Here is a 23356-nt window from a genome sequence, read left to right on the forward strand (position 1 = left end):
AGGGCATCAGCCCCCGGCCGGCCCGGCGACACCCGAGAGTGCCTCCAGGTCGCTCTTGCGCACCTTGATGACCACGAGCGCGACGGTCAGCGCGAGCAGCGCCATGGCTGCCGCCGGGATGAACGCCGTCGAGATGCCGTGCGCCAGCACCTCGTGCCCCCAAGGCGCGGGTAGTTGATGGGACTTGAGGAACGCCGCCTTCTGCTCGGGCGAGGCGTGCGCCATGAAGTCCGGAACCTGGTGCTTGGCCTCCTCCCGGCTCGCCGAACCGAAGACGGTGGTCAGGATCGAGAGGCCGAGCGAGCCGCCGACCTGCTGTGTCGCGTTGAGCAGGCCGGACGCTGCGCCCGCCTCGTGCTGGGCGACGCCGGAGACCGCCGTGACCGTGAGGGTCACGAAGTTCAGCCCCATGCCGACGCCGAAGACCAGCATCGGGCCGAGGACCCCGCTCGCGTACGAGCTCTCCGGCGTCACGAACGTCTGCCAGGTCAGTCCCAGCACGGCGAGCGCGGTGCCGGTGACCATGAACGGCTTCGGACCCAGGACGGGCAGGAAGCGCTGGGAGAGCCCCGCGCCGACCGCGATCGCGACGGTGACGGGCAGGAACGCCACACCGGCCTTGATCGGCGAGTAGCCCAGCACGTTCTGCACGAAGAGCACGATGAAGAAGAACATGCCGAACATCGCCGCGGCGAGGCTGAGCATGATCACGTACGTCCCGGAGCGGTTGCGGTCCGCGAACATCCGAAGCGGCGTGATCGGGTCCTCGGCGCGCCGCTCGACGATCGCGAAGGCAAGCAGCAGCACGACCGCGGCGCCGAACGAGCCCAGCGTCAGACTGTCCCGCCACCCTTCCTCGGACGCGCGGATGAAGCCGTAGACGAGCGCCACCATGCCGAACGTGGAGGTCATCGCGCCCGCGATGTCGAAGCTTCCTGGATGTCGCTCCGACTCCGTGATGTAGAGAGGCGCGAGAACGGCGATGAGGATGCCGATGGGTACGTTCACGAACAGCACCCAGCGCCAGTCCAGCCAGTCCGTCAGCATGCCGCCGGCGAGCAGGCCGACCGCGCCGCCTCCCGCGGAGACGGCGGCGAAGACACCGAACGCCCGGTTCCGCTCCGGGCCTTCAGGGAACGTGGTGGTGATGAGGGCCAGGGACGTGGGTGAGGCGATGGCGCCGCCCACTCCCTGCAGAGCGCGGGCGGCGAGCAGCTGCCAGGGCTCCTGGGCCAGGCCACCCAGCAAGGAGGCGGCGGTGAACAGGAGGATGCCGGTCATGAAGACCCGGCGGCGCCCCAGGATGTCTCCCGCGCGGCCGCCCAGCAGCAGCATGCCGCCGAAGGTCAGGGTGTACGCGCTGACGACCCAGGTCAGGTCGGTGGTGGAGAACTTGAGGGCGTTCTGGATGTGCGGGAGCGCGATGTTCACAATCGTCGCGTCGAGGACCACCATGAGTTGGCAGGCGGCGATGACGGTGAGAGCGATGCCGGGGTGCCCCTCCCGGCGGGCCGCCCGCGGCTTCTGATCTTGCGTTAACTGAGAGGTTGTCACTATGGATCCCCCACGAGAGCATTAGTGAACGAACGCGTTCACTGTCGCTTCAACGGTAGTGAGTCCCCTTCAGTGAACGCAACCGTTCACTGAACTCGCCGCCGTGTGTCTCGGGCCACTTCCGGCCCCTCTCGGACCGCTCAACGGAGAGATGACGATGGTTAGTTCGCGCTGGACGGCCGCCCCGCCCCAGGGTGCCGTCTCCTTGCGCAGGCGTGGCGCCGTACTGGAACGGGCCATCCTGGAAGCCGCGTTGGACCAGCTCAGTACGGTCGGCTGGAACGGGCTGACGATGGAGGGCGTCGCCGCGGGCGCCCAGACCGGCAAGGCGGCCGTCTACCGGCGCTGGCCCTCCAAGGAGGACCTCGTCGTCGACGCGCTTCAGGCGGGGCTGCCCCGGCTGGACTCCGCCCCCGACCGCGGTGGTGTCCGTGAGGATCTGCTGGAGCTGTGCCGGCAGATGCGCGCGGCGATGTACTCGCGCCCCGGCTCGGCGCTGCGCTCGGTGCTTCACGAGTGCGACACCTTCACCGCGGAGCGCTTCCACTCCGTGATCGTCGAGGGTGTCGTCGAGCCGAGCGTCGAACTGATCAAGCAGGTCCTGCGTCGCGGGATCGAGCGGGGTGAGGTGCGTCCCGACGCCGTCGATCCCTATGTGTGCGACGTCATCCCCGCGATGATGATGTACCGCTCCAAAGTGTGCGGGAGTGAATGGGGGGAGGGGGATCTGGTGGAGATGATCGACCGGGTGATGGTGCCCCTTCTGGAGCGGCGTCCGGAATGAGCGGAGGCGGGTGTCGCGGAGCCCCGCCGGCGGCGTAGGCTGGTTGGCGCCATGCCGTACGAACCACCCACCCACACCGTCGAGCGCTCCTTGCGCGCCACTACCGGTGCCAAGATCATCGCCGGTGTCGACGAGGTCGGCCGGGGTGCCTGGGCCGGTCCCGTCACGGTGTGCGCCGCGATCACCGGCCTGCGCCGACCGCCCGAGGGGCTGACCGACTCCAAGCTGATCAGCCCCAAGCGACGGGAAACGCTCGCGGACGTCCTGGAGGGCTGGGTGACCGCCCACGCCCTCGGTCACGCCTCGCCCGAGGAGATCGACGACCTGGGGATGACAGCCGCGCTCAGGCTCGCCGCCGTGAGGGCCCTGGAGGCCCTGCCGGTGCGGCCCGACGCCGTCATCCTGGACGGGAAGCACGACTACCTGGGCGCGCCGTGGCAGGTCCGCACGGTGATCAAGGGGGACCGTTCCTGCATCGCCGTCGCCGCGGCGTCGGTGATCGCGAAGGTCCGCCGCGACAAAATGATGGCCGAACTGGGCATCGACCATGCAGACTTCGGGTTTGCGGCCAACGCCGGATACCCGTCGCCGGTGCATCGCGCCGCGTTGGAGGAACGGGGGCCCACCCCGTACCACCGACTGTCGTGGGCGTATCTTGATGCGCTGCCCCAGTGGCGGCACCTCAAGAAGGCCCGCAGCTGGGCGGATGCAAGCGTTCCTGAGATCGAGGGCCAGCTCGGCTTCGACTTCTGACCGCTGCGCTCGCACTGACGTGCCACCCGCTGGCGCGATCCGCACCTGCGTTTGATAGATATCAGCTCATGCCTCTCATTCCCGAGGAGCCTCAGATTCACGAGAGTGCCCAGGGTCCCCGCGCGACTCCGGCCAACGGCCGTACCGCACCGACCCCTCGCCCCGTACCCGGCCCGCGTCCCGCGGCGCCGCCGCGCCCCGGTCGTCCGGGCCCCGCAAGGCCCATGCCGCCCGCGCAGCGCACCCCGCGTGACGCCGCCGGCGCCCCCAGGCCCGGCCCGCAGGCTCCGGCCGCGGCGCCGGCTCCTGCCGGGCCGCAGCTCCAGCTGATCCCGGCCTCGGCCGAGGGCGCGCTGGACGCCGCCGAGGAAGCCGTCGACCTGCTGCTCGACTCCGGTCGCACGCCCGGTGAGGTCCTCGTGATCACCACCGGCGACCCGCACCCGTGGGCCGCGCACGAGCTGTCCTTCGGTGCCGACGCCTACTGGGCGCAGCACGACGCGGGCGACGACGTCTTCTACGCCGACGCATCCGCCCTGGACCGCGCCGCGACCCGCCCGGTGGTCGTCGTCGCCGTGAACGGCGACGACGAGGTGACCGCAACTGCGCTTCCGCTCGCTCTCGGCAGGGCCGGCTCCCTGCTGATCGTGTGCGGTGAGCCGCAGCGCATCAACTCGCTGCTGGGCGCCGGGGTCTGACGCCCGGCTTGCCGGCTGCCCGCACCGCCCGACGGTGCCCGGTCAGTCCGGCAGGCCGGTGTGCGGCCGCCGCCGACCCGTTCAGCGTGCGGCCGCCCGGCGGAGCATCTCCGTCGCGGCGCCACCCGTGCGCGGCGTGGGAGGCTCACCGCTCCCGAGGGCTTCGACGACGGACCCAAGACCGGGGCTCCGGCCTCCGCGTCCCTCGCCGAGCACCTGCCAGCCGTCCCGCGTCATCGTGATGTACGCACCGCAGCGCAGCCCGTGCAGAGTGCAGGCGTCACGCAGTCCCCACATCCAGGCTCCGTCCTCCTCCGTCCAACGGGCGTCCCCCTCGCGGCAGTAGAGCAGGACGGCCGTCCGGACCGGGGTGCGGCGGCGCAGATCGTGCGGGATCACCCGACGCAGCTGCGACAGCAGGGAGTTCCTGAACGTCCAGCCGTCGGTGTGGCTCTCGCGGCGGGTGAACGAGGCGCTCGCGCGCAGTCGCTCCTCAGGATCGAGTACCGCCACGACAGCGGTCTGCGGTATCGGTCGGTGGCGGCTGTGCAGCCCGCTGACGACCTCACGCGGATTGCGCAGCAGCGGGATCCCGGCCGCAGCCCACTCCGTGGGTTCGAGCAGCCTGGTCGGTCGGTTGACGGAATCGGCGGACCTCTCGGTGCGCATCGAGGACGCGGACAACGATGCCGCCGAGGACGGAGCGAATCCGAAGGTCACGGTCCTCCCTTCGGCTGGACGCCCACGAGGAGGGCAGGGGCGGACTGGGGGAGCGCACCGCGGCACAGCCCTACCGGACCACGGGAGCCGTGCGGGGAGCACTCCCAATTCTTCCCGTCGTACTGTCGCTCGGCAACGAGCAATTGGCGCCGAGGCCCGGTATCTGACGATGCGTCTTCAATATCCCTGCCCATAGCTTGAGGTACCCATGTGTGGCCGCGCGCCCGAGGCCGTCCCCGGGCGCCCAGCGCGGCCCCTCCGGCGATGCCTCAGCCCTGGACCGCCAGGACCAGCGGCAACACCGCCCCGGCGCCCGCCCGGCGCAGCAGCCGCGCGGCCATGGCCAGCGTCCAGCCTGTCTCCGTGTAGTCGTCCACGAGCAGCACCGGCCCCGAGGCCTCGGCGAGTGCCCCGGCCAGCTCGGGCGACAGGACCAGGGTGCCGTCCAGCGCGCGCAACCGCTGCGCGCTGTTGCTGCGCGGGATGTGCGCGGTGTCGCTGCCCGGTTCGTAGGTGATCTGCCCGAGCAGCGGCATCCGCCCCACCTGTGCGATGCCCCGGCCGAGGGAGTCGATCAACTGTGGCCGGGTGTGCGAGGCCATGGTGACCACACCCACCGGGCGCGGCAGTGCGGACGCGTCACCGGACGCCCAGCCGCCCGGCCCCTTGGCCCAGTCGGCGAGGACCTCCACGACGGCACGGGCCACGTCGTCCGGCACCGGGCCGTCCGGCGCCTGGGGCGCGAGCATCGGGCGGATTCTGTTCCCCCAGCCGATGTCCGAGAGCCGTCCGAGGGCCCGCCCCGACGCCGCCTGCTCGCCCGCGGGGATGCGCCCCTTCAGGTCGATCCCGACCGCGGAGAGTCCCGTGGGCCACATCTTCCTGGGCTCCACCTCCACACCGGGGCGCCCGAGCTCGCCTCGGGCGGAGGTCAGCGCCTGCGGCGACACGGAGGCGTCGAACCGTGCCCCCGCGCAGTTGTCGCACCGGCCGCACGGGGCCGCCGCCTCGTCGTCCAGTTGCCGGCGCAGGAACTCCATGCGGCAGCCGGTGGTCGTCGCGTAGTCCCGCATCGCCTGCTGCTCGGCCTCACGCTGTTTGGCCACCCACACGTACCGCTCCGTGTCGTAGACCCAGGGGCGGCCCGTGGAGATCCAGCCGCCCTTCACCCGGTGCACCGCCCCGTCCACGTCCAGGACCTTGAGCATGGTCTCCAGGCGTGAGCGGCGCAGCTCGACCAGCGGCTCCAGCGCGGGCAGGGACAGCGGGCGCTCGGAACCCGCGAGCACGTCCAGCGTGCGCCGCACCTGGTCCTCGGGCGGGAAGGCGAGCGAGGCGAAGTAGCGCCAGATCGCCTCGTCCTCCTTACCCGGAAGCAGCAGCACTTCTGCGTGCTCGACGCCACGGCCGGCGCGGCCCACCTGCTGGTAGTAGGCGATGGGGGAGGACGGCGAGCCTAGGTGGACCACGAACCCCAGGTCGGGCTTGTCGAAGCCCATCCCCAGCGCGGACGTGGCCACGAGGGCCTTCACCCGGTTCGCCAGCAGGTCCTCCTCGGCCTGCTGACGGTCCGAGTTCTCCGTCTTGCCGGTGTACGAGGTGACGGTGTGACCGCACTGCCGCAGGTACGCGGTGACCTCCTCGGAGGCCGCCACCGTCAGCGTGTAGATGATGCCGGAGCCCGGCAGGTCGTCGAGGTGGTCGGCGAGCCAGGCCAGCCGGTGGGCGGCGTCGGGCAGCTCCAGCACATTGAGGCTGAGGCTCTCGCGGTCCAGCGGGCCGCGCAGCACCAGGGCGTCCGAGCCGGAGCCCGTGCCGAGCTGGTCGGCGACATCGGCCGTCACCCGGGCGTTCGCCGTCGCGGTCGTGGCCAGCACCGGGACACCCGCCGGGAGTTCGGCCAGCATGGTGCGCAGGCGCCGGTAGTCGGGACGGAAGTCGTGCCCCCAGTCCGAGATGCAGTGCGCCTCGTCCACCACCAGCAGGCCGGTGGCGGCGGCCAACTGCGGCAGGACGTTGTCCCGGAAGTCCGGGTTGTTCAGCCGCTCGGGGCTGACCAGGAGCACGTCGACCTCACCCGCCGCCACCTCGGCTCGGACCGCGTCCCACTCCTCGGTGTTCGACGAATTGATCGTGCGGGCGCGAATGCCCGCACGCTCGGCCGCCTCCACCTGGTTCCGCATGAGGGCGAGCAGTGGCGAGACGATCACGGTCGGCCCGCTGCCCCGCTCGCGCAGCAGCGCCGTGGCCACGAAGTACACCGCGGACTTGCCCCAGCCGGTCCGCTGCACGACCAGGGCGCGTCTGTGCTCGGCGACCAGCGCCTCGATCGCCCGCCACTGGTCCTCACGCAGGCGGGCGGTGCCGCTCGGATCTCCGACGAGGCGGGCGAGTACGGTGTCGGCCGCGGTCCGCAGGTCTTCGTTGCTCATGCCCCCATGCAACCCGATGGCACCGACATCGCGCGAACGAGCTCCCTGACCTGTGGACAACTCATGACGTGTCCCTGATGCGGGTTATCCACAGGGTGAACCGGAGTCGGGCGATCCGCGGCATGGTCCTCGCATGACGAATCACAGCGAGCCCGTCGGCGTCACCGGCGAGGCCAAGATCACCCTGCGCTCCGCCGGCGAACTGGCCGAGGCGCTCCCGTACTTGCTCGGCTTCCGGCCCGAGGACTGCATCGTCCTGGTCGCCCTGCACGAGGGCCGGTTCGGCGGCCGGGTGCGCCTCGGCATCCCTGACCGGCCCGAGGACTGGCCAGGCGTGGCGGACCTGCTCGCGCGCTGCCTGATCGGCGAGTGCGTGCGTCGCGACGGCAAGCCCGACAGCATCATCGCGTTCCTCTGCCAGGACCCGGCGCCCGCACGAGCGGGCACGGGCAGGCTGACCATGGAGCGACTGCGTCCGCTGGCCCAGCTCCTGCGCACGGCCTGCGGCGCCCAGGACGTGCCGGTGACGGAGGTCCTGTGCCTCTCCGCCGATCACTACTGGTCCTACTGCTGCGTGCGCCCCGACTGCTGCCCGCCCGACGGGAACCCGGTCGCGGCACCGGGCACCTCGGTGATGGCGGCGACCGCCGCGTACGCGGGCATCCAGGTCCGCGCCTCGGAGCAGGAGGTCAAGGCACGCCTCGCTCCGATCACGTCGCTCGGCTCGGACCAGGAGCGGGCGCTCGACGCCGCGTCGATGGCCCTGGTGCCGAGGATGCTGAGTCCGCGCCGGCGGGCGGGCGTGGGGGCCGAGACGCTGGATCTGGCGAGGCTGGTCATGCGCCGCCTCGCGGATGCTCCGAGCGCGGCGGACGCGCTGGAGGCGGACGTCAAGGACGATGAGCTGCTGGCCCACGACGAGGCGGCCGCACTGATCCTCGGCCTGCAGGATCGCGAGACCAGGGACCGGACCGCGGAGTGGATGGAGGGCGACGAGGCGGCGTGCGCCCTACGCCTGTGGCGCGCACTGGCCCGACGCTGTGTGGGTCCCTATTGCGAGCACGCCGCGGCGCCGCTGACCCTCGCGGGATGGGTGGCCTGGTCGCTCGGCGACACGGTCGAGGCGGATGCCGCCCTGGAGATGGCCCTCGGCGCGGACCCCGACTACGTCTTCGCCCGCCTGCTCAACGAGGCCCGTGCGGGCGGACTGGATCCCGAACCGGTGCGGCGCTCCCTGCGCGGCCGGCGGGCGGATCACGAAGAAGACCCGCTCCCGGTGGCCGGGCGAGGCGACGCGGACGTCGAAGGCGGCGGTGAAGGAGAGGGAGGCTCGGGCGAACAGCCCTCGCAGCTGCCCGTTCCCGGCTCGGAGCACGTGGTCGACCCCGGTGTCTCGCGCGCGGCGCGTGGACTGGAGGCGGCCCTGCGGCGACGGGGCGAGCGACGGCTCGGAGCGGGGACCAGGCCCGGCCGGGCGGGGACGCGCGCGCCGCGTCGTCCCGCGGGCCGCCGCCGGGTCGGACACCAGCGCCAGAGGGGTGAGGGATGAGCCGGGGCGAACACGCCGGGCGTCGGCGTCGATGGGGCTGTTTCGAGGCGCTGGGGCGTTACTTGCGACGGGGCCGCCCCGTTCACGTGGATGGCGGAAGCGACGGCCGGGCCGCGCCGCCGAAGTGTTCGGCAGCCCGGCGGTACGCCGGCGCCTCGCTCGGCCGCGTTCGAAAGATGAGGCCCATGGGCGAGTGGGAACAGCGACGGGTGGCCGGCACACCGCAGCACGCCACGGCACCGGGTCGCGGCGCGGACCTGCCGTCCACGCACGGGACGCTGATCTGTGTGGCCCTTCCCGGTCTCGCGATCTCCTCGGATCACGGGCAGCTGAAGGCGCAGGGCCTCGACGGCGTGTACCGGGGCGGAAGGCGACTGCTCTCGCGCTGCGAGATCCGTGTCGGCGGCCGGGAGCCGCTCGCCGTGCAGGCCCGCATGATCGCGGCGGACCGGGCCCGATTCGTGTCGACGGTGCGGGCCTCGCCGGAGGCCGGACCCGATCCCGACGTGATCGTCGAGCGCATTCGCAGCGCCGACGGTACCGAGCGGATCACTCTGCACAGCTCGGCTCGGCATCGGTTACGCCTGCCTCTGGAGGTCTCCCTCGGCACGGACCTCGCCGAACTGGGCGCCGTGGCCGCCGGAAGCATCGTCCGTGAACTTCCCGCGAGCGTCCACGACTCGGGGATGCGGTGGTCCTCGGCGGCCGGATACACGGTCGTGACCGCGGTTCCCTCGCCCACGGACGCGCTCGCCTCGGCAGGCCTGCTGCGCTGGGAACTGGACCTCCCGCCCGGAGGCTCGCGCACCGTGGAGCTGAAGCTGAAGGCGGACACGGGGAGCGGCAGCGCGGTTCCGGGCGCCGGGCGGCGGCTGCTCGGTTCGGCACAGGCCCAGGGGGACGATCCACGCGCGGGCGCGCTGTTGAGGGCCTGCGTCGACGACCTCCACGCGCTGCTGGTGCGGGACCCGGAGCACCCCTTGGACGTACGCCTGGCCGCGGGCGCGCCCTGGCGCTGCGGACCGGCGCCGGCCGAGGCACTGGCCGCGGCACGCATGGCCCTCCCCCTGGGCACCCGGCTCGCCGCGGGCACCCTGCGCGCGCTCGCCCGCACTCAATCGACGTCCCCGGGGCCGGAGTTCGGCAGCATCCCCGGACCGTTGCGGCACACAGCCGCACACCTTCCACCGAGCAGCACCGGCATCGAAGCCACCCTTCACTTCCCCGTGCTCCTGGCCGAAGCGAGACGCTGGGGACTGGCCGAGCAGGAAGCCGTCGAACTGCTCCCCGCTGCGGAGCGGTGCCTGCGCTGGCTGCGCACCGCGGTCGAACGGGAGCGTCCGTATCTCGCGGATCCGGGGCCGGGCGGTCCACGGCGCTGCGAGACCCAGGCGCACGCGCACCGGGCCGCGGTCCTCGGCGCCGACCTGCTCGACGCGTACGGCCGACCCGGCGGCGCCGAGCTGCGGCAATGGGCCGAGGAGCTCCGTCGGCGCTTTCGCGAGGACTTCTGGGTGCAGGACCTCGGCGGCGGCAGGCCCGCCGCGGCCTGCACACCGGACGGGCGCCCGATCGCACAGCTCGGCAGCGGCGCCGCCCACCTGCTGGACACCGGTCTCCTCGGTGCGGGCGCCCACGCACCCGGCCTGCTGGACAAGGTGCAGACGGAGCAGCTGGCCCGGCTGCTCGGCGGGCCGGCCATGGACTCCGGATGGGGACTGCGCAGTCTCGGCGCGAAGGAAGGGACGTACAACCCGTTCGGCCACCACTCCGGAGCGGTGCGGATCCACGAGACGGCGGTCGCTGTCGCGGGCCTGAACGCCGCGGGGTACGAGAAGGAGGCCGCGTCCCTGCTCAGGGGAGTGCTCGACGCCGCGGAGTCCTTCGGGTACCGCCTGCCGGAGATGTACGCGGGGGAGCAGAGGACCGAGCGCAGCGCCCCGGTGCCGCACCCCGCCGCGTGCAGGCCCGCCGCCGTCGCGGCCGCGGGCGGCGTGCACCTTCTGCTCTCGCTCGCGGGCATCAGACCGGACGCGCCGGCGCGCACGGTGGCTCTGTCGCCGATGCGCAGCGCCTCCCTCGGGGCGATCGGACTGACGGGCCTGCAGGTGGCCGGGCAGCCCTTCGCGGCCCGTGTCACCCGCCTCGGTCTGGCCATGGTCGAGGAGGCTGCGGACGGACTCCAGTTGGGGGTGTGACCGGCCGGTGACCTGCGCGCGGCGGACGGGTGCGGGCGCGGGGCACGAAGTGGGGCGGCGATGACTGAAGGAGGTGTTTATCGTCAGGCAGACGACTATGATCGTTCCATGCCACCCTACGACCCGTCGGCCTTCCCGCCCTTCGCTGTCACCGTCGACCTGGTCGTGCTGACCGTGCGCCGACACGCCCTGTGCGCGTTGGCCGTACGGCGAGGTGAGCCGCCCTTTCAGGGGCGTTGGGCCCTGCCTGGCGGGTTCGTGCGGGACGACGAGGATCTGACGGAGGCGGCGGCGCGGGAGCTGGCCGAGGAGACCGGTCTGCGAGCCCACGACCCGGGAGTGCCGGCGCAGGACAACGGCGCGCACCTGGAGCAGCTCGCGACGTACGGGGATCCCAAGCGCGATCCACGGATGCGGGTGGTCAGCGTCGCCCACCTGGCCCTCGCGCCCGATCTGCCCGCGCCGCGGGCCGGTGGCGACGCGCACAGCGCCCGATGGGCGCCGGTCGAGGAGCTGATGGACCAGAGCGGATTCGGGCGGGAGGGCGAACAGGCGGTGCCGCTGGCGTTCGACCACACACAGATCCTGGCGGACGGCGTCGAGCGCGCCCGCTCGAAGATCGAGTACTCCTCGCTCGCCACCGCGTTCTGCCCGCCGGAGTTCACCGTCGGAGAGCTGCGCCGCGTCTACGAGGCGGTGTGGGGGGTCGCCCTCGACCCGCGCAACTTCCACCGCAAGGTCACCGGCACGCCAGGCTTTCTCGTCCCGACCGGAGGAACCACCACCCGCCAGGGCGGGCGCCCCGCCCAGCTCTTCCGCGCGGGCGGAGCGACGCTGCTCAACCCGCCGATGCTGCGCCCCGAGGTCTGACGGGCACGACCCGACGCGGCCCACACCGTCGCAATGCAGGAACGCCCACGCCCACTTCCTGCCCGAAAAGCCAGAAATATCGCGTTATCTTGCTGCGGTACCCACGGGGTTCGCTGTCGTAGGACCGATGGACGGGCCCCGGCCGCCGAGCGGTCTCCCCTCCTGCGAGAGAAGCGATGATCCAGGCCATCGGACTGACCAGCAACGCCCGTAAGGAGGGCCCGCCCGCGGTCGACGACGTGTCCTTCGAGGCGCACGGAGGACACGTCACGGCCCTGCTCGGCCCACGCGGGGCGGGCAAGACCACCGCGGTCCGGCTGATGCTCGCACTGCAACCGGGCCGTGGCATCACGTACTTCAGAGGGCGCCCGCTGCACCGCATTCCGCACCCCGCACGGGAAGTCGGCGTCCTGCTCGGTGACGTCCCGGGGCATCCCGCCCGCTCCGTGCGCGGCCAACTGCGCATGCTGTGCGCGGCGACGGGCGTGTCCGTGCAGCGTGCCGACGAAGTGCTGGAGGCCGTGGGGCTGGTGAGTCTGCGCGACCAGCGCCTCGGGACACTGTCGCGCGGAATGGACCGCCGGCTCGGCCTGGCCGGCGCGCTCCTGGCGGACCCGCACACCCTCGTGCTCGACGGCCCCTCCGAAGGGCTGTCGCACCGCGAGCGCAGCTGGCTGCACGGCGCCCTGCGGACGTACGCGGACCTCGGCGGCACCGTGCTGTTCACCACCGACGACCCCAAAGAGGCTGCGCGGGCGGCCGATCACGTCGTCTCGCTCGACGGCGGCAAGGTCGTCGCGGACCAGGAGGCCGGCGCGTTCGCCCGTACCCGGCTGCGCCCCCGGGTGGCCGTCCGCAGCCCGCACGCCGCACGCCTCGCGGTGCTGCTGGCCAAGGAAGCACGGATGGCGAAACGGTCCGTCGAGGTCGTGACCGAGGACGGCAGCCGTCTCTCCGTGTACGGCAGCACCTGCGCCGACGTGGGGGAGACCGCGTTCCGCCACGGGATCCTGGTACACCAACTCGCCGACGAGATCGGGGACACGGGCCCGCGATCGAGTTCCGGCGAGACTCCAGGCGCCTCGGTCCGGCCGAGTGGCCCCGAACGCGTTCACGACCCCGCAGGGCCGCCCGAGGACCGACGCAGCGAACCCGACGTCGCCGAGGACGGCGCCCCCAACCTGCCCGACACGGCAGGTACGTTCACACACGCCGTCGGTACGTCGCGCACCGCCACGAACGCCCGGAGCGAGGGCACGCCCACGGCGGACGCACCGGACTCGAAGCATGTGCCCCTCGCGAAGGACGAAGCGCCCGCACGGGACGGCGGCGACCAGCGCACCTCGGCGCCTGCGACGCTCTCGCCCCTGCCGCCGCCCATCACCGTCTGGTCCGCACGCAGCCCCTTGCGTCCGCTGCGCTACGAGCTGCGCCGCGCGACCGGCATCCCCACCGGCTACGTGACCGTCGGCCTCGCTCTCGTCCTGTCCGCACTCCTCTCCCTCTTCCTCGCCCGGATCGGGCACACGCCGCAGCCGCGCCTGCTCGCCGCCTGGCCGTACGAGCTGCCCCTGCCGCCCGCCGCACTCGGCGCGGGACTCCTCGGCGCGTTCGCCTTCGGTGACGAGTTCCGCCACCCCGCCCTCGGCGTCGACCGGGGGTCCGTCCCGCGTCGGCTGGGACTCCTCACGGCCAAACTGGTGGTCGGTGCCGCGACCGCTGTCGTCATGTCAACCCTCGTGATCGGCTGCGACGCCGCCCTTCTCCATCTGGTATACGGCGGAGAGCTCACACAAGTTCCCGCCGACTGGCTCTCGTTGAGCGCGAGTTGGCTGGTGCTCGTTGTCGCGTGCGCCTGGGCGGGTGTCCTCGCCTCCGCGGTCTTCCGGTCCACCACCGCCGGGCTCGCCGCCGTCGTCGCCGTGCCGATCGTGATCGTCCCACTCGTACAGAAGGCCTTGGAGGGACCGTCTGTGCGAACGGCCGCGGGGCTGCCGAGCCGCCTGAGCGCTCTCACGCTGGTGCACTGGCCGTTCGGCGCGGAGCGCTACGCGGCGGCCGCGGTGCGGATGATCGCCCAACCTGTCGGTGGTGCGCTCATGTTGTCGCTCACCGCGCTGCTCTGCGCATACGTGCTCACCGCGGTGCGCCCCAGGGTGCGCTGAGGGCCCATTTCCGCCTTCGGGTCCGCCGCTGTCCGCAACTCCCCCTGGAACGCTCACTTCTTTCCGATAAGGCGTCAATTACAGCGAGGACGGCGATCACCCTTTCGTGTGCTTTTCACCAAAGACCTCAAGGGAGTTGGAGGCGACGCCGACAACAGATTCCGTGAGTACCCTTGCGCACACCATGATGACCACCGCCCGCTCCGCCGAATCCGGCCTCGCAGGACCGGGCGAACTCGATCGCTACCCCTATGCGGAGGCTCCTGTCGACCGTGTCGGCGCACCTGCGTGGGACACCGGCGACTCCGATCTGGGTCGCGTCGGCCGACGGCCCGCCGGCAGCCGTGGCCGCGGCCTGCACGGCCAACTCGTCCAGCAGTTGGGGCAGATGATCGTCTCCGGAGACCTGGGCGCCGACCGTCCGCTGGTCCCCGAGGAGATCGGCCAGCGTTTCGAGGTGTCCCGCACCGTCGTGCGTGAGTCGCTCCGCGTCCTGGAGGCCAAGGGGCTGGTCAGCGCCCGGCCGAACGTGGGCACGCGCGTGCGGCCCGTGAGCGACTGGAACCTGCTGGACCCCGACATCATCGAGTGGCGGGCTTTCGGCCCGCAGCGCGATGACCAGCGCCGAGAGCTCGGTGAGCTGCGCTGGACGATCGAGCCCCTCGCCGCCCGGCTGGCCGCCGGACACGGCCGCGAGGATCTGCAGCAACGTCTCTCCGACATGGTCGAGATCATGGGGCACGCCCTCGGGCAGGGCGATTCGATCACCTTCTCGCGCGCCGACGCCGAGTTCCACGCGCTGCTGATCCAGCTCGCCGGCAACCGCATGCTCGAACACCTGTCCGGCATCGTTTCGGCCGCCCTGCAGGTCTCCGGCGGCCCCGTCACGGGCTGCGACCGGCCGAACGAGACGACCGTCGCGCACCACGCGCGCATCGTGGAGGCGCTCGCCACGGGTGACGGGGTCGGCGCCGAGGCGGCCATGCGTCAGCTCCTGACCGTCCACCTGGTGCCGGGCCCCCGCGAGCACTGAGCGGGGAACGCGCGCGGGTGCGCGAGGAGCGCGGGAAGCACGGTTCGAGCCGTGCGGGACGCGCCGGATGTCGCCGGAGCGCCCCCTGGTGTGCCGCAGGCACGTTTCGGTGGGCGCCGTCCGGTGACTCGTCTCTTGGAAGGCCGGGGGTATTCCGCCGGGCGGGTCTCTCTGAAAGGCTGTGCGGTGACCTCTGCGGGGTGCCCGCGGCAGGTCCGTTACGTCTCGGATCCGGCGATCGGGTCCCGTAGGGGCTGGATCGTGACCGCATCTGCCCGCATACGTCATTTTTTGACCGCTTACGGGGTGTGACTCGAGCCACGCAGATTGGGCGTAACGCTCCTCGGAACAGCGCGATGACCTAAGAGGTGACAGCCGAGGAGGGAATACGGCAGCCATTCGTGGCGCTGTGTATCTCCCCGGCCCCCGCCCGCGACGTCGGCCCATCCCCAAGCCGGCGGTCGTCGGCTCCGGTCCACACAGGACGGGGCCGGAAGCCGTTTTCCAACGTTCCGAGAGGTTGTTCGTGTCGGCCAGCACATCCCGTACGCTCCCGCCGGAGATCGCCGAGTCCGTCTCTGTCATGGCGCTCATTGAGCGGGGAAAGGCTGATGGCCAGATCGCCGGCGATGACGTACGCCGTGCGTTCGAGGCCGACCAGATTCCGGCCACTCAGTGGAAGAACGTTCTGCGCAGCCTCAACCAGATCCTCGAGGAAGAGGGTGTGACGCTGATGGTCAGTGCCGCTGAGCCCAAGCGTCCCCGAAAGAGCGTCGCAGCCAAGAGTCCGGCCAAGCGCACCACCACCAAGACCGTCGCGGCCAAGACCGTCACCGCGAAGAAGGTCGCCACCGGCACCGCCGCAGAGGAAGCCTCCTCCGAGGCGTCGGCGGACGAGGCGCCGGCCAAGAAGGCAGCGGCCAAGAAGGCGACGACCAAGAAGGCCGCCGCGAAGAAGACGACCGCGAAGAAGACCGCGGCCAAGAAGGCCTCCAAGAAGGACGACGACCTTCTCGAGGACGAGGCGACCGAGGAGACCCCCGCCACCGGCAAGGCCGAGGGTGAGCCCGAGGCCGAGGGTCAGGGCTTCGTCCTGTCCGACGACGACGAGGACGACGCGCCCGCGCAGCAGGTCGCGGCCGCCGGCGCCACCGCCGACCCGGTCAAGGACTACCTGAAGCAGATCGGCAAGGTCCCGCTGCTCAACGCCGAGCAGGAGGTCGAGCTCGCCAAGCGCATCGAGGCCGGTCTGTTCGCCGAGGACAAGCTGGCGAACGCCGACAAGCTGGCTCCCAAGCTCAAGCGCGAGCTGGAGATCATCGCCGAGGACGGCCGCCGCGCCAAGAACCACCTGCTGGAGGCCAACCTCCGCCTCGTGGTCTCCCTGGCCAAGCGCTACACCGGCCGCGGCATGCTCTTCCTGGACCTGATCCAGGAGGGCAACCTCGGTCTGATCCGCGCGGTCGAGAAGTTCGACTACACCAAGGGCTACAAGTTCTCCACGTACGCCACCTGGTGGATCCGTCAGGCGATCACCCGCGCCATGGCCGACCAGGCCCGCACCATCCGTATCCCGGTGCACATGGTCGAGGTCATCAACAAGCTCGCCCGCGTGCAGCGCCAGATGCTCCAGGACCTGGGCCGCGAGCCCACCCCGGAGGAGCTGGCCAAGGAACTCGACATGACCCCCGAGAAGGTCATCGAGGTCCAGAAGTACGGTCGCGAGCCCATCTCGCTGCACACCCCGCTGGGCGAGGACGGCGACAGCGAGTTCGGTGACCTCATCGAGGACTCCGAGGCCGTCGTCCCGGCCGACGCCGTCAGCTTCACGCTCCTCCAGGAGCAGCTGCACTCCGTGCTGGACACCCTGTCGGAGCGCGAGGCGGGCGTCGTCTCCATGCGCTTCGGTCTCACCGACGGTCAGCCGAAGACCCTCGACGAGATCGGCAAGGTGTACGGCGTGACGCGTGAGCGCATCCGCCAGATCGAGTCGAAGACCATGTCGAAGCTGCGTCACCCGTCGCGCTCGCAGGTCCTGCGCGACTACCTCGACTAGTCGACGGCTCCTGAAGGACCCTCAGAAGGCCCGGTACGCCCCCTCCGTGGGGCGTACCGGGCCTTCGGTGTGTCGGCGACACCACGTGGACTCGCGGTGCGCGCGCCGACGAAGTGGATCACTCTGGGTGTGCTGTGAACAACCCGGAGTGAGGAGACCGTATGCGTCATGCCCGTGGGAGAGTGCTGACCACGTCCCTGGCCGTCCTGGCGGCGGTGGCCGTGTCGTCCCTGGCCTCGCCGTCGCGCGCGGCCGCCGACGACGGGGTCGTCGGGGGGCAGCAGGTCAGCGTGGGTGACAGTCCGTGGGCGGTGGCCCTGTCCAGTCGTGACCGGTTCGGAGGCAGCCGGTCGGGCCAGTTCTGCGGGGGTGTCGTCGTCGCCCGGTCCACGGTGCTCACCGCGGCCCACTGCCTCGGGCGCGACGTGATCGGCGGGCCGGGAGGAACGGTCCGCGACCTCAAGGTGATCGCCGGCCGGGACGATCTCGAATCGACGGCGGGCGCGGAGATCCCCGTGCGCAGCATGTGGGTGAATCCCGACTACGACGAACGAACGAATGCGGGGGACGTGGCCGTCATCACCCTGTCCACCGCGCTGCCCGCGGGATACGTGATTCCGATGGCGGACGAGGGTGATCCCGCGTACCGCCCCGGTACGGGAGCGGCTGTCTACGGCTGGGGGGACACCACGGGGACGGGTGACTACGCCCGCACGCTGCACGCGGCCCGTGTGCAGGTGCTCGCCGACAGTACCTGTCAGAGGGCCTATCCGGGTGGCCCCGAAGGCACCTACCAGCCCGACTCGATGCTGTGCGCGGGCGTGCCGGAGGGCGGCAAGGACGCTTGCCAGGGGGACAGTGGAGGGCCGCTGGTGGCCCAGGGCAAGCTGATCGGCCTGGTGTCCTGGGGGAGCGGATGTGGGCGCCCCGAGAGCCCCGGCGTCTACACGCGGGTCTCGGACGCCCTGCGCGTGCTCGAGCAGCGCGCCTCAAGGGTGTCCGAGGGGGCGGTGAACGCGAAGGCGCCACACAGCGCCTGAGAGGGCCGTGGGGGGTCTTACGGACACGAGGACGGGCGGTCACCCCTGGGGTGCAGGGATGACCGCCCGGTCACCGGCCTGATGTCGCCGGAGCTGGCTCGTCGTGGGTGCGAGGCGTCAGCGTTCCTCGGTCTCGGCGTTTGCCGGAACGGCGGTGAGCCGCTCCGTCTCGTCCTGTATCTCAGCGGCGATCTTCTTGAGTTCCGGCTCGAACTTGCGACCGTGGTGGGCGCAGAAGAGCAGTTCACCACCGCTGAGGAGCACGACGCGCAGGTATGCCTGGGCGCCGCAACGGTCACAGCGGTCAGCGGCCGTCAGCGGGCTCGCGGGGGTCAGAACAGTAGTCACGTCGCCTCTTCTCTAGCTCGACGAGCTGTCGTACCAGGGTCAACATCCAACCAGGCCGAAAACGTTCCCGCTCGCGGCTTTTCCTCGAAAAATTTCTTCGAGGCCGGCTGTCTGTCGCCGGGTGGCGGCGAATGTGCCGTATTGCGTCTCTTACGTGTCTTACGGGTTCGCGCGTTCTGTCAGGTCGGTCCTCCCGGCTGGGATGCCGGTTGTTCATGAGGACGTGCCCGGAGCCTAAATGGTTCATGCCTGGAAGGGAACGTGATGTGTGCTTCACTCCATCGAGGGATCGAACACCCATGCGAGCTTGGACTAGTCTTGGTCGAGGTGAGGGTGGCGGTACAACGGCTCTACCAGGCCTCGGTAGGCTCTGACGGGCGACCGACGCCGGCCCTTTACCCACAAGGGCCCCATCTGAAATTCAGCGAGGAGCGAACCGCGTGACCGCCGAGACGTCCGTGCCGTCCACAGCGCTGCTGACCGGAGCAGACCGTGACGGTTCCAACTACACCGCGCGGCACCTGCTGGTCCTCGAGGGGCTCGAAGCAGTCCGCAAGCGACCGGGCATGTACATCGGCTCGACCGACAGCCGCGGCCTCATGCACTGCCTCTGGGAGATCATCGACAACTCCGTCGACGAGGCCCTGGGTGGCTACTGCGACCACATCGAGGTGATCCTGCACGACGACGGCTCCGTCGAGGTGCGGGACAACGGCCGAGGCATTCCTGTGGATGTCGAGCCCAAAACCGGCCTCTCCGGAGTCGAGGTCGTCATGACGAAGCTCCACGCGGGCGGAAAGTTCGGAGGTGGCTCCTACGCGGCCTCCGGCGGTCTCCACGGCGTGGGCGCCTCGGTGGTGAACGCGCTGTCGGCGCGACTCGACGTCGAGGTGGACCGCAACGGGCACACGCACGCCATCAGCTTCCGGCGCGGCGTCCCCGGCGCCTTCGCCAAGCCCGGCCCCGACGCGGCCTTCGACCCCTCGGCGCGGCTGAGCAAGGTCAAGAAGATCCCGAAGGCCCGTGTCGGCACCCGTGTCCGCTACTGGGCGGACCGCCAGATCTTCCTCAAGGACGCCAAGCTCAACCTGGAGACGCTGCACCAGCGCGCCCGCCAGACCGCGTTCCTCGTCCCCGGCCTGACCATCGTCGTCCGCGACGAGTTCGGCCTGGGCGACGGCGGAAGCAAGGGCGAGGAGTCCTTCCGCTTCGACGGCGGAATCAGCGAGTTCTGTGAGTACCTGGCGCAGGACAAGCCGGTCTGCGACGTCCTGCGGCTCACCGGACAGGGCACCTTCAAGGAGACCGTCCCGGTCCTGGACGACCACGGCCAGATGACGCCGACCGAGGTCACCCGGGAGCTCGGCGTGGACATCGCGCTGCGCTGGGGCACGGGCTACGACACGACCCTCAGGTCGTTCGTGAACATCATCGCCACCCCCAAGGGCGGCACCCACGTGGCGGGCTTCGAGCGCTCGCTCACCAAGACGATGAACGAGGTGCTGCGCAGCCAGAAGCTGCTGCGCGTCGCCGAGGACGACATCGTCAAGGACGATGCCCTGGAAGGCCTCACCGCCGTTGTCACGGTGCGTCTCGCGGAGCCGCAGTTCGAGGGCCAGACCAAGGAGGTCCTCGGTACCTCCGCGGCCAACCGGATCGTCGCCAACGTGGTGGCCAAGGAACTCAAGGCGTTCCTGACGTCCACCAAGCGCGACGCCAAGGCGCAGGCCCGTGCCGTGATGGAGAAGGCCGTCGCCGCGGCCCGCACCCGCATCGCGGCTCGTCAGCACAAGGACGCCCAGCGCCGCAAGACGGCCCTGGAGACCTCGTCGCTGCCCGCGAAGCTGGCCGACTGCCGCAGCGATGACGTGGAGCGCAGCGAGCTCTTCATCGTCGAGGGCGACTCCGCGCTCGGCACCGCCAAGCTCGCGCGGAACTCTGAGTTCCAGGCGCTCCTGCCGATCCGCGGCAAGATCCTCAACGTTCAGAAGTCGTCCGTCTCGGACATGCTGAAGAACGTCGAGTGCGGTGCGATCATCCAGGTGATAGGAGCGGGCTCCGGGCGCACCTTCGACCTCGACGCGGCGCGCTACGGAAAGATCATCCTGCTCGTCGACGCCGACGTCGACGGCGCGCACATCCGCTGTCTCCTCCTGACGCTGTTCCAGCGCTACATGCGGCCGATGGTCGAGGCGGGCCGGGTCTTCGCCGCGGTGCCCCCGCTGCACCGGATCGAGCTGGTCCAGCCCAAGAAGGGCCAGGACAAGTACGTGTACACGTACTCCGACCGGGAGCTGCGCGAGACGCTGCTCGAGTTCCAGCGCAAGGGCGTGCGGTACAAGGACTCGATCCAGCGGTACAAGGGTCTGGGTGAGATGGACGCCGATCAGCTGGCCGAGACCACGATGGACCCGCGCCACCGCACCCTTCGGCGGATCAACATCGGCGAGCTGGACGCCGCGGAGCAGGTGTTCGACCTGCTCATGGGTAACGACGTGGCACCGCGCAAGGAGTTCATCAGCAGCTCCGCGGCGACACTCGACCGCTCGCGCATCGACGCGTAGCGATTGACGCGCAGCGACACCTGGCCGGTGACGGCCGGCCGCGCCTTCGGGTGCCGGGCCGGCCGTCATCGGCCAGGTGCGTTCCCCACGGCTCCACCCACGGGTGGAGCCGCTTGATCCACCCGCGATCCACCCCGGCTCCGATCTCCTGACCTGCGAACTTCCGTAGTGTCGACGGCGTTGAACCACTCCGCTTCGAACCCTCCACGGAGGCCGTCATGTCCGGTCCCACCGAAGTCCTGGTGATCGTCGCCGTAGTCGCTCTCGTCCTGGTGCGCCAGTTCAGGACGGAGCGCCTGTCGATGGACAGGAAGTGGTGGCTGCTGCCCGCGGTCCTCGGATTCTTCGCGCTCCGCGACGGCAAGCTCGCCGACCCGCATCACATGACGGGCTCCGTGATCCTGCTCGTCGTCGAGCTGCTGGTGAGCGTCGGCATAGGGATCGGATGGGCGTTCACCACACGGCTGTGGGCCGACGACCGCGGGGACGTCTGGACGAAGGGCACCGTCGCCACGGCCGGCACCTGGGCCGGCGGGATCGTCGCCCGGGCGGCCGTCGTCGGCATCGGCCTTACGATGGGCGTCCACCTCGGAAGTGCCGCGTTCATGCTCGGGTTCGCGGTCTCCGTGCTGGCCCGGTCCGGGGTTCTCCTGTGGCGGGCCGGTGCCCTGGAGCCGGCGTACGTTGGTGCTGTCCTGCAGCCGGCCTGGGAGGACCGCAGGTGAGTCAGCGAGACGTGAGGGCCTGGCCCTCGCGGGAGGCGCTCTCCCGCGAGGGGATGACCCGTGCGCGGTGGATGCTGGCCTGGCTGGTCAGGGTGGTCGTGATCACGATCCTGCTGTGGACGGCGGTCACGCAGCGCGACGTCCCTTGGTGGGCCGTGGTGGCGGCGCCCGTGGGGCTGGCGATCGCGGCCGGTGCGGCCTGGGGCTTCTTCCGGACCACGCTCGCGCACCGATTGTGGCCGTCCCTCGGCATCCTCGCCGCTCTGCTCGTACTCGCCGGACTCGCCCAGACGATCGGGTTCCTGGGCCCCGCCGTGGTCCTGTGGTGCGGTTGCGCCGTCACCGCGCTCGAGCGCCTGCCGATGATCGCCGCTGTGCCCGCTGCAGGCGTCGCGCTCGCCGCGTTCACGCTTGCCAACGACGACTCGTGGATCTCCACGACCGCCGTCGTCGTGGGCCTGTGCCTGTCCGGATATGTGCTGCGGCTGGACGCCGAGGCCCGGGCCACCGCCCAGCGTCTCCTGGTCCAGGAGCGGGCCGCGAGGAAGGCGGAGGCCGAGTCCGCCGCGCTCGCCGAGCGGTCCCGCATCGCCCGTGAGATCCACGACGTGCTGGCGCACAGTCTCTCGGCGCAGCTCGTGCATCTGGAGGCGGCCCGGCTCCTCATCGAGCGCGGGGCCGACCGGGATCAGATCCTGGAGCGGGTCGTGGCCGCCCGGGGTATGGCCCGGGACGGTCTGGACGAGACCCGGCACGCGCTCTCGGCGCTGCGCGGAGACCTGACGCCGCTCGAGGACTTCCTGAGGGAACTGGTCGCCTCGTCGGGCGGAGCCACGCTGACCGTGGAGGGCGAGCGCAGACCGCTCTCCGCCGAGGCCTCACAGGCGGTGCGCAGGGTCGCGCAGGAAGCGCTGACGAACGTGCGCAAGCACGCCCCGGGAGCGAAGGCGGCCCTGCGGCTGGAGTACCTGCCGCGGGAAGTGGCCCTGGAAATACGGGATTCGGGTGCATCGAGGCCGCGGGACGAGCTCACTGTCAGTGGCGCCGGTTACGGTCTGTTGGGGATGAGGGAGCGTGCCGAGTTGCTGGGCGGCTCGCTGGAGGCGGGGCCGTACGAGGAGGGTTTCGTGGTCAGTCTGAAGGTTCCCGTATGAGCGGGAGCGGGGTGAGGGACAGCACGGGCAGGCCGCCGGCCCGTGTGGTGGTGGTCGACGACCAGACGGTGGTGCGCGAAGGGATCGTGATGCTGCTGGGGCTGCTGCCCGGGATCGAGGTCGTCGGATCCGGGGGCGACGGCGAGGAGGCGGTCGCCCTCGTGGCGGAGCTGGCGCCGGACGTCGTCCTGATGGACCTGCGCATGCCGCGCTGCGACGGGGCGGAGGCGACCAGACGCATCAGGGAGCAGTATCCGGGCACGCAGGTCGTCGTCCTGACCACGTACGCCGATGACGAGTCGCTCTTCCCCGCGCTGAAGGCCGGCGCCCGCGGCTACCTGACCAAGGACGCCGGCGGTGACGAGATCGTGCGGGCGGTCGAGGACGTGCTGTCGGGGGACGCGGGGCTCGCGCCGAAGATCCAGCGGAGGCTGCTGGAGCGGCTGTCCCAGGCGGAGACCGCCGTTGCGGAGACCAAGGAGCCGCCGGACGGGATCACGGCTCGGGAGGCCGAGGTCCTGGTGCTGATCGCCGACGGACTGAGCAACCAGGAGATCGCGAGGTCGCTGCACGTCTCGACGGCCACGGTGAAGACGCACATCAACAACCTGTTCGCGAAGACCGGCCTCAAGGACCGTGCGCAGGCCGTGCGTTACGCGTATCAGCACGGCCTGGCGCGGCCTCCGGGCACTTCAATCCCCTGAGGCATCACC

Annotated in this window: 18 protein-coding genes; 14 read left to right on the top strand and 4 right to left on the bottom strand. The window is 71.1% G+C overall.

Translation table 11 applies throughout. The annotated features are described in order from the left end of the window. Positions 1-6: 6 nt before the first annotated feature. The gene (locus ACZ4E1_RS07480) at positions 7-1554 is read right to left on the bottom strand and encodes an MFS transporter (RefSeq protein ID WP_467536800.1); all 1548 of its coding nucleotides are present in this window, start codon (positions 1552-1554) and stop codon (positions 7-9) included. 157 nt (positions 1555-1711) lie between these two features. On the opposite strand from ACZ4E1_RS07480, the gene ACZ4E1_RS07485 reads away from it, so the two are divergent. The 3 genes from ACZ4E1_RS07485 (at position 1712) to ACZ4E1_RS07495 (ending at position 3789) form a co-directional block, all read left to right on the top strand. Beyond that, entirely contained in the window at positions 1712-2338 is a 627-nt protein-coding gene (locus ACZ4E1_RS07485; protein ID WP_467537582.1) for a TetR/AcrR family transcriptional regulator, read from the top strand. 51 nt (positions 2339-2389) lie between these two features. Further along, the gene (locus ACZ4E1_RS07490) at positions 2390-3091 is read left to right on the top strand and encodes a ribonuclease HII (RefSeq protein WP_467536802.1); all 702 of its coding nucleotides are present in this window, start codon (positions 2390-2392) and stop codon (positions 3089-3091) included. 68 nt (positions 3092-3159) lie between these two features. Next, positions 3160-3789, top strand: a complete 630-nt coding sequence (locus ACZ4E1_RS07495) for a hypothetical protein (RefSeq protein WP_467536803.1) — start codon at positions 3160-3162, stop codon at positions 3787-3789. An 81-nt stretch (positions 3790-3870) separates the two neighbouring features. On the opposite strand, the gene ACZ4E1_RS07500 is transcribed toward ACZ4E1_RS07495, so the two are convergent. Together ACZ4E1_RS07500 and ACZ4E1_RS07505 are read right to left on the bottom strand one after the other, a co-directional pair. After that, entirely contained in the window at positions 3871-4509 is a 639-nt protein-coding gene (locus tag ACZ4E1_RS07500; protein ID WP_467536804.1) for a hypothetical protein, read from the bottom strand. A 269-nt stretch (positions 4510-4778) separates the two neighbouring features. Then, positions 4779-6941: a RecQ family ATP-dependent DNA helicase gene (locus tag ACZ4E1_RS07505; RefSeq protein WP_467536805.1), complete on the bottom strand. Its 2163-nt coding sequence runs from the start codon at positions 6939-6941 to the stop codon at positions 4779-4781. Between the two features lie 133 nt (positions 6942-7074). On the opposite strand from ACZ4E1_RS07505, the gene ACZ4E1_RS07510 reads away from it, so the two are divergent. From ACZ4E1_RS07510 to ACZ4E1_RS07540, 7 genes are all read left to right on the top strand, one after another. After that, complete coding sequence (locus ACZ4E1_RS07510) at positions 7075-8490, top strand: DUF4192 domain-containing protein (RefSeq protein WP_467536807.1); 1416 nt, start codon at positions 7075-7077, stop codon at positions 8488-8490. A 185-nt stretch (positions 8491-8675) separates the two neighbouring features. Then, entirely contained in the window at positions 8676-10688 is a 2013-nt protein-coding gene (locus ACZ4E1_RS07515; protein ID WP_467536809.1) for a glycogen debranching N-terminal domain-containing protein, read from the top strand. Positions 10689-10796: 108 nt separating this feature from the next. Next, the gene (locus ACZ4E1_RS07520; protein ID WP_467536811.1) at positions 10797-11558 is read left to right on the top strand and encodes an NUDIX hydrolase; all 762 of its coding nucleotides are present in this window, start codon (positions 10797-10799) and stop codon (positions 11556-11558) included. A 176-nt stretch (positions 11559-11734) separates the two neighbouring features. Next, on the top strand, positions 11735-13723 hold the full coding sequence (locus ACZ4E1_RS07525) for an ABC transporter ATP-binding protein (RefSeq protein WP_467536813.1): 1989 nt from the start codon (positions 11735-11737) through the stop codon (positions 13721-13723). Positions 13724-13886: 163 nt separating this feature from the next. Continuing rightward, the gene (locus ACZ4E1_RS07530; RefSeq protein WP_467536815.1) at positions 13887-14756 is read left to right on the top strand and encodes a FadR/GntR family transcriptional regulator; all 870 of its coding nucleotides are present in this window, start codon (positions 13887-13889) and stop codon (positions 14754-14756) included. Positions 14757-15276: 520 nt separating this feature from the next. Continuing rightward, the gene (locus ACZ4E1_RS07535) at positions 15277-16812 is read left to right on the top strand and encodes an RNA polymerase sigma factor (RefSeq protein WP_467536817.1); all 1536 of its coding nucleotides are present in this window, start codon (positions 15277-15279) and stop codon (positions 16810-16812) included. A gap of 161 nt (positions 16813-16973) precedes the next feature. Then, a complete protein-coding gene (locus tag ACZ4E1_RS07540; protein ID WP_467536819.1) occupies positions 16974-17852 on the top strand; it encodes a S1 family peptidase in 879 nt (292 codons plus the stop codon). Positions 17853-17969: 117 nt separating this feature from the next. Here ACZ4E1_RS07540 and ACZ4E1_RS07545 read toward each other — a convergent pair whose 3' ends face one another. Beyond that, on the bottom strand, positions 17970-18200 hold the full coding sequence (locus tag ACZ4E1_RS07545) for a DUF7455 domain-containing protein (RefSeq protein WP_399129699.1): 231 nt from the start codon (positions 18198-18200) through the stop codon (positions 17970-17972). Between the two features lie 440 nt (positions 18201-18640). On the opposite strand from ACZ4E1_RS07545, the gene ACZ4E1_RS07550 reads away from it, so the two are divergent. From ACZ4E1_RS07550 to ACZ4E1_RS07565, 4 genes are all read left to right on the top strand, one after another. Continuing rightward, on the top strand, positions 18641-20764 hold the full coding sequence (locus ACZ4E1_RS07550; RefSeq protein ID WP_467536822.1) for a DNA gyrase/topoisomerase IV subunit B: 2124 nt from the start codon (positions 18641-18643) through the stop codon (positions 20762-20764). A gap of 218 nt (positions 20765-20982) precedes the next feature. Next, the gene (locus tag ACZ4E1_RS07555; RefSeq protein ID WP_467536824.1) at positions 20983-21489 is read left to right on the top strand and encodes a DUF1453 domain-containing protein; all 507 of its coding nucleotides are present in this window, start codon (positions 20983-20985) and stop codon (positions 21487-21489) included. A gap of 53 nt (positions 21490-21542) precedes the next feature. After that, positions 21543-22643 carry a sensor histidine kinase gene (locus tag ACZ4E1_RS07560; RefSeq protein ID WP_467537583.1) on the top strand — a complete coding sequence of 367 codons (1101 nt, stop codon included), beginning with the start codon at positions 21543-21545 and terminating at the stop codon, positions 22641-22643. After that, on the top strand, positions 22640-23347 hold the full coding sequence (locus ACZ4E1_RS07565) for a response regulator (protein ID WP_467536826.1): 708 nt from the start codon (positions 22640-22642) through the stop codon (positions 23345-23347). The genes ACZ4E1_RS07560 and ACZ4E1_RS07565 overlap by 4 nt, the downstream gene beginning before the upstream one ends. Positions 23348-23356 lie beyond the last annotated feature (9 nt).

Source organism: Streptomyces sp. NPDC025806 (assembly GCF_055558275.1).

Excerpts from the sequence above, each read along its gene's own strand:
- ACZ4E1_RS07485 (WP_467537582.1), top strand. The coding sequence starts at position 1,712 with ATGGTTAGTTCGCGCTGGACGGCCGCCCCGCCCCAGGGTGCCGTCTCC.
- ACZ4E1_RS07490 (WP_467536802.1), top strand. The coding sequence starts at position 2,390 with ATGCCGTACGAACCACCCACCCACACCGTCGAGCGCTCCTTGCGCGCC.
- ACZ4E1_RS07495 (WP_467536803.1), top strand. The coding sequence starts at position 3,160 with ATGCCTCTCATTCCCGAGGAGCCTCAGATTCACGAGAGTGCCCAGGGT.
- ACZ4E1_RS07505 (WP_467536805.1), bottom strand. The coding sequence starts at position 6,941 with ATGAGCAACGAAGACCTGCGGACCGCGGCCGACACCGTACTCGCCCGC.
- ACZ4E1_RS07510 (WP_467536807.1), top strand. The coding sequence starts at position 7,075 with ATGACGAATCACAGCGAGCCCGTCGGCGTCACCGGCGAGGCCAAGATC.
- ACZ4E1_RS07515 (WP_467536809.1), top strand. The coding sequence starts at position 8,676 with ATGGGCGAGTGGGAACAGCGACGGGTGGCCGGCACACCGCAGCACGCC.
- ACZ4E1_RS07520 (WP_467536811.1), top strand. The coding sequence starts at position 10,797 with ATGCCACCCTACGACCCGTCGGCCTTCCCGCCCTTCGCTGTCACCGTC.
- ACZ4E1_RS07525 (WP_467536813.1), top strand. The coding sequence starts at position 11,735 with ATGATCCAGGCCATCGGACTGACCAGCAACGCCCGTAAGGAGGGCCCG.
- ACZ4E1_RS07540 (WP_467536819.1), top strand. The coding sequence starts at position 16,974 with ATGCGTCATGCCCGTGGGAGAGTGCTGACCACGTCCCTGGCCGTCCTG.
- ACZ4E1_RS07555 (WP_467536824.1), top strand. The coding sequence starts at position 20,983 with ATGTCCGGTCCCACCGAAGTCCTGGTGATCGTCGCCGTAGTCGCTCTC.
- ACZ4E1_RS07560 (WP_467537583.1), top strand. The coding sequence starts at position 21,543 with ATGACCCGTGCGCGGTGGATGCTGGCCTGGCTGGTCAGGGTGGTCGTG.
- ACZ4E1_RS07565 (WP_467536826.1), top strand. The coding sequence starts at position 22,640 with ATGAGCGGGAGCGGGGTGAGGGACAGCACGGGCAGGCCGCCGGCCCGT.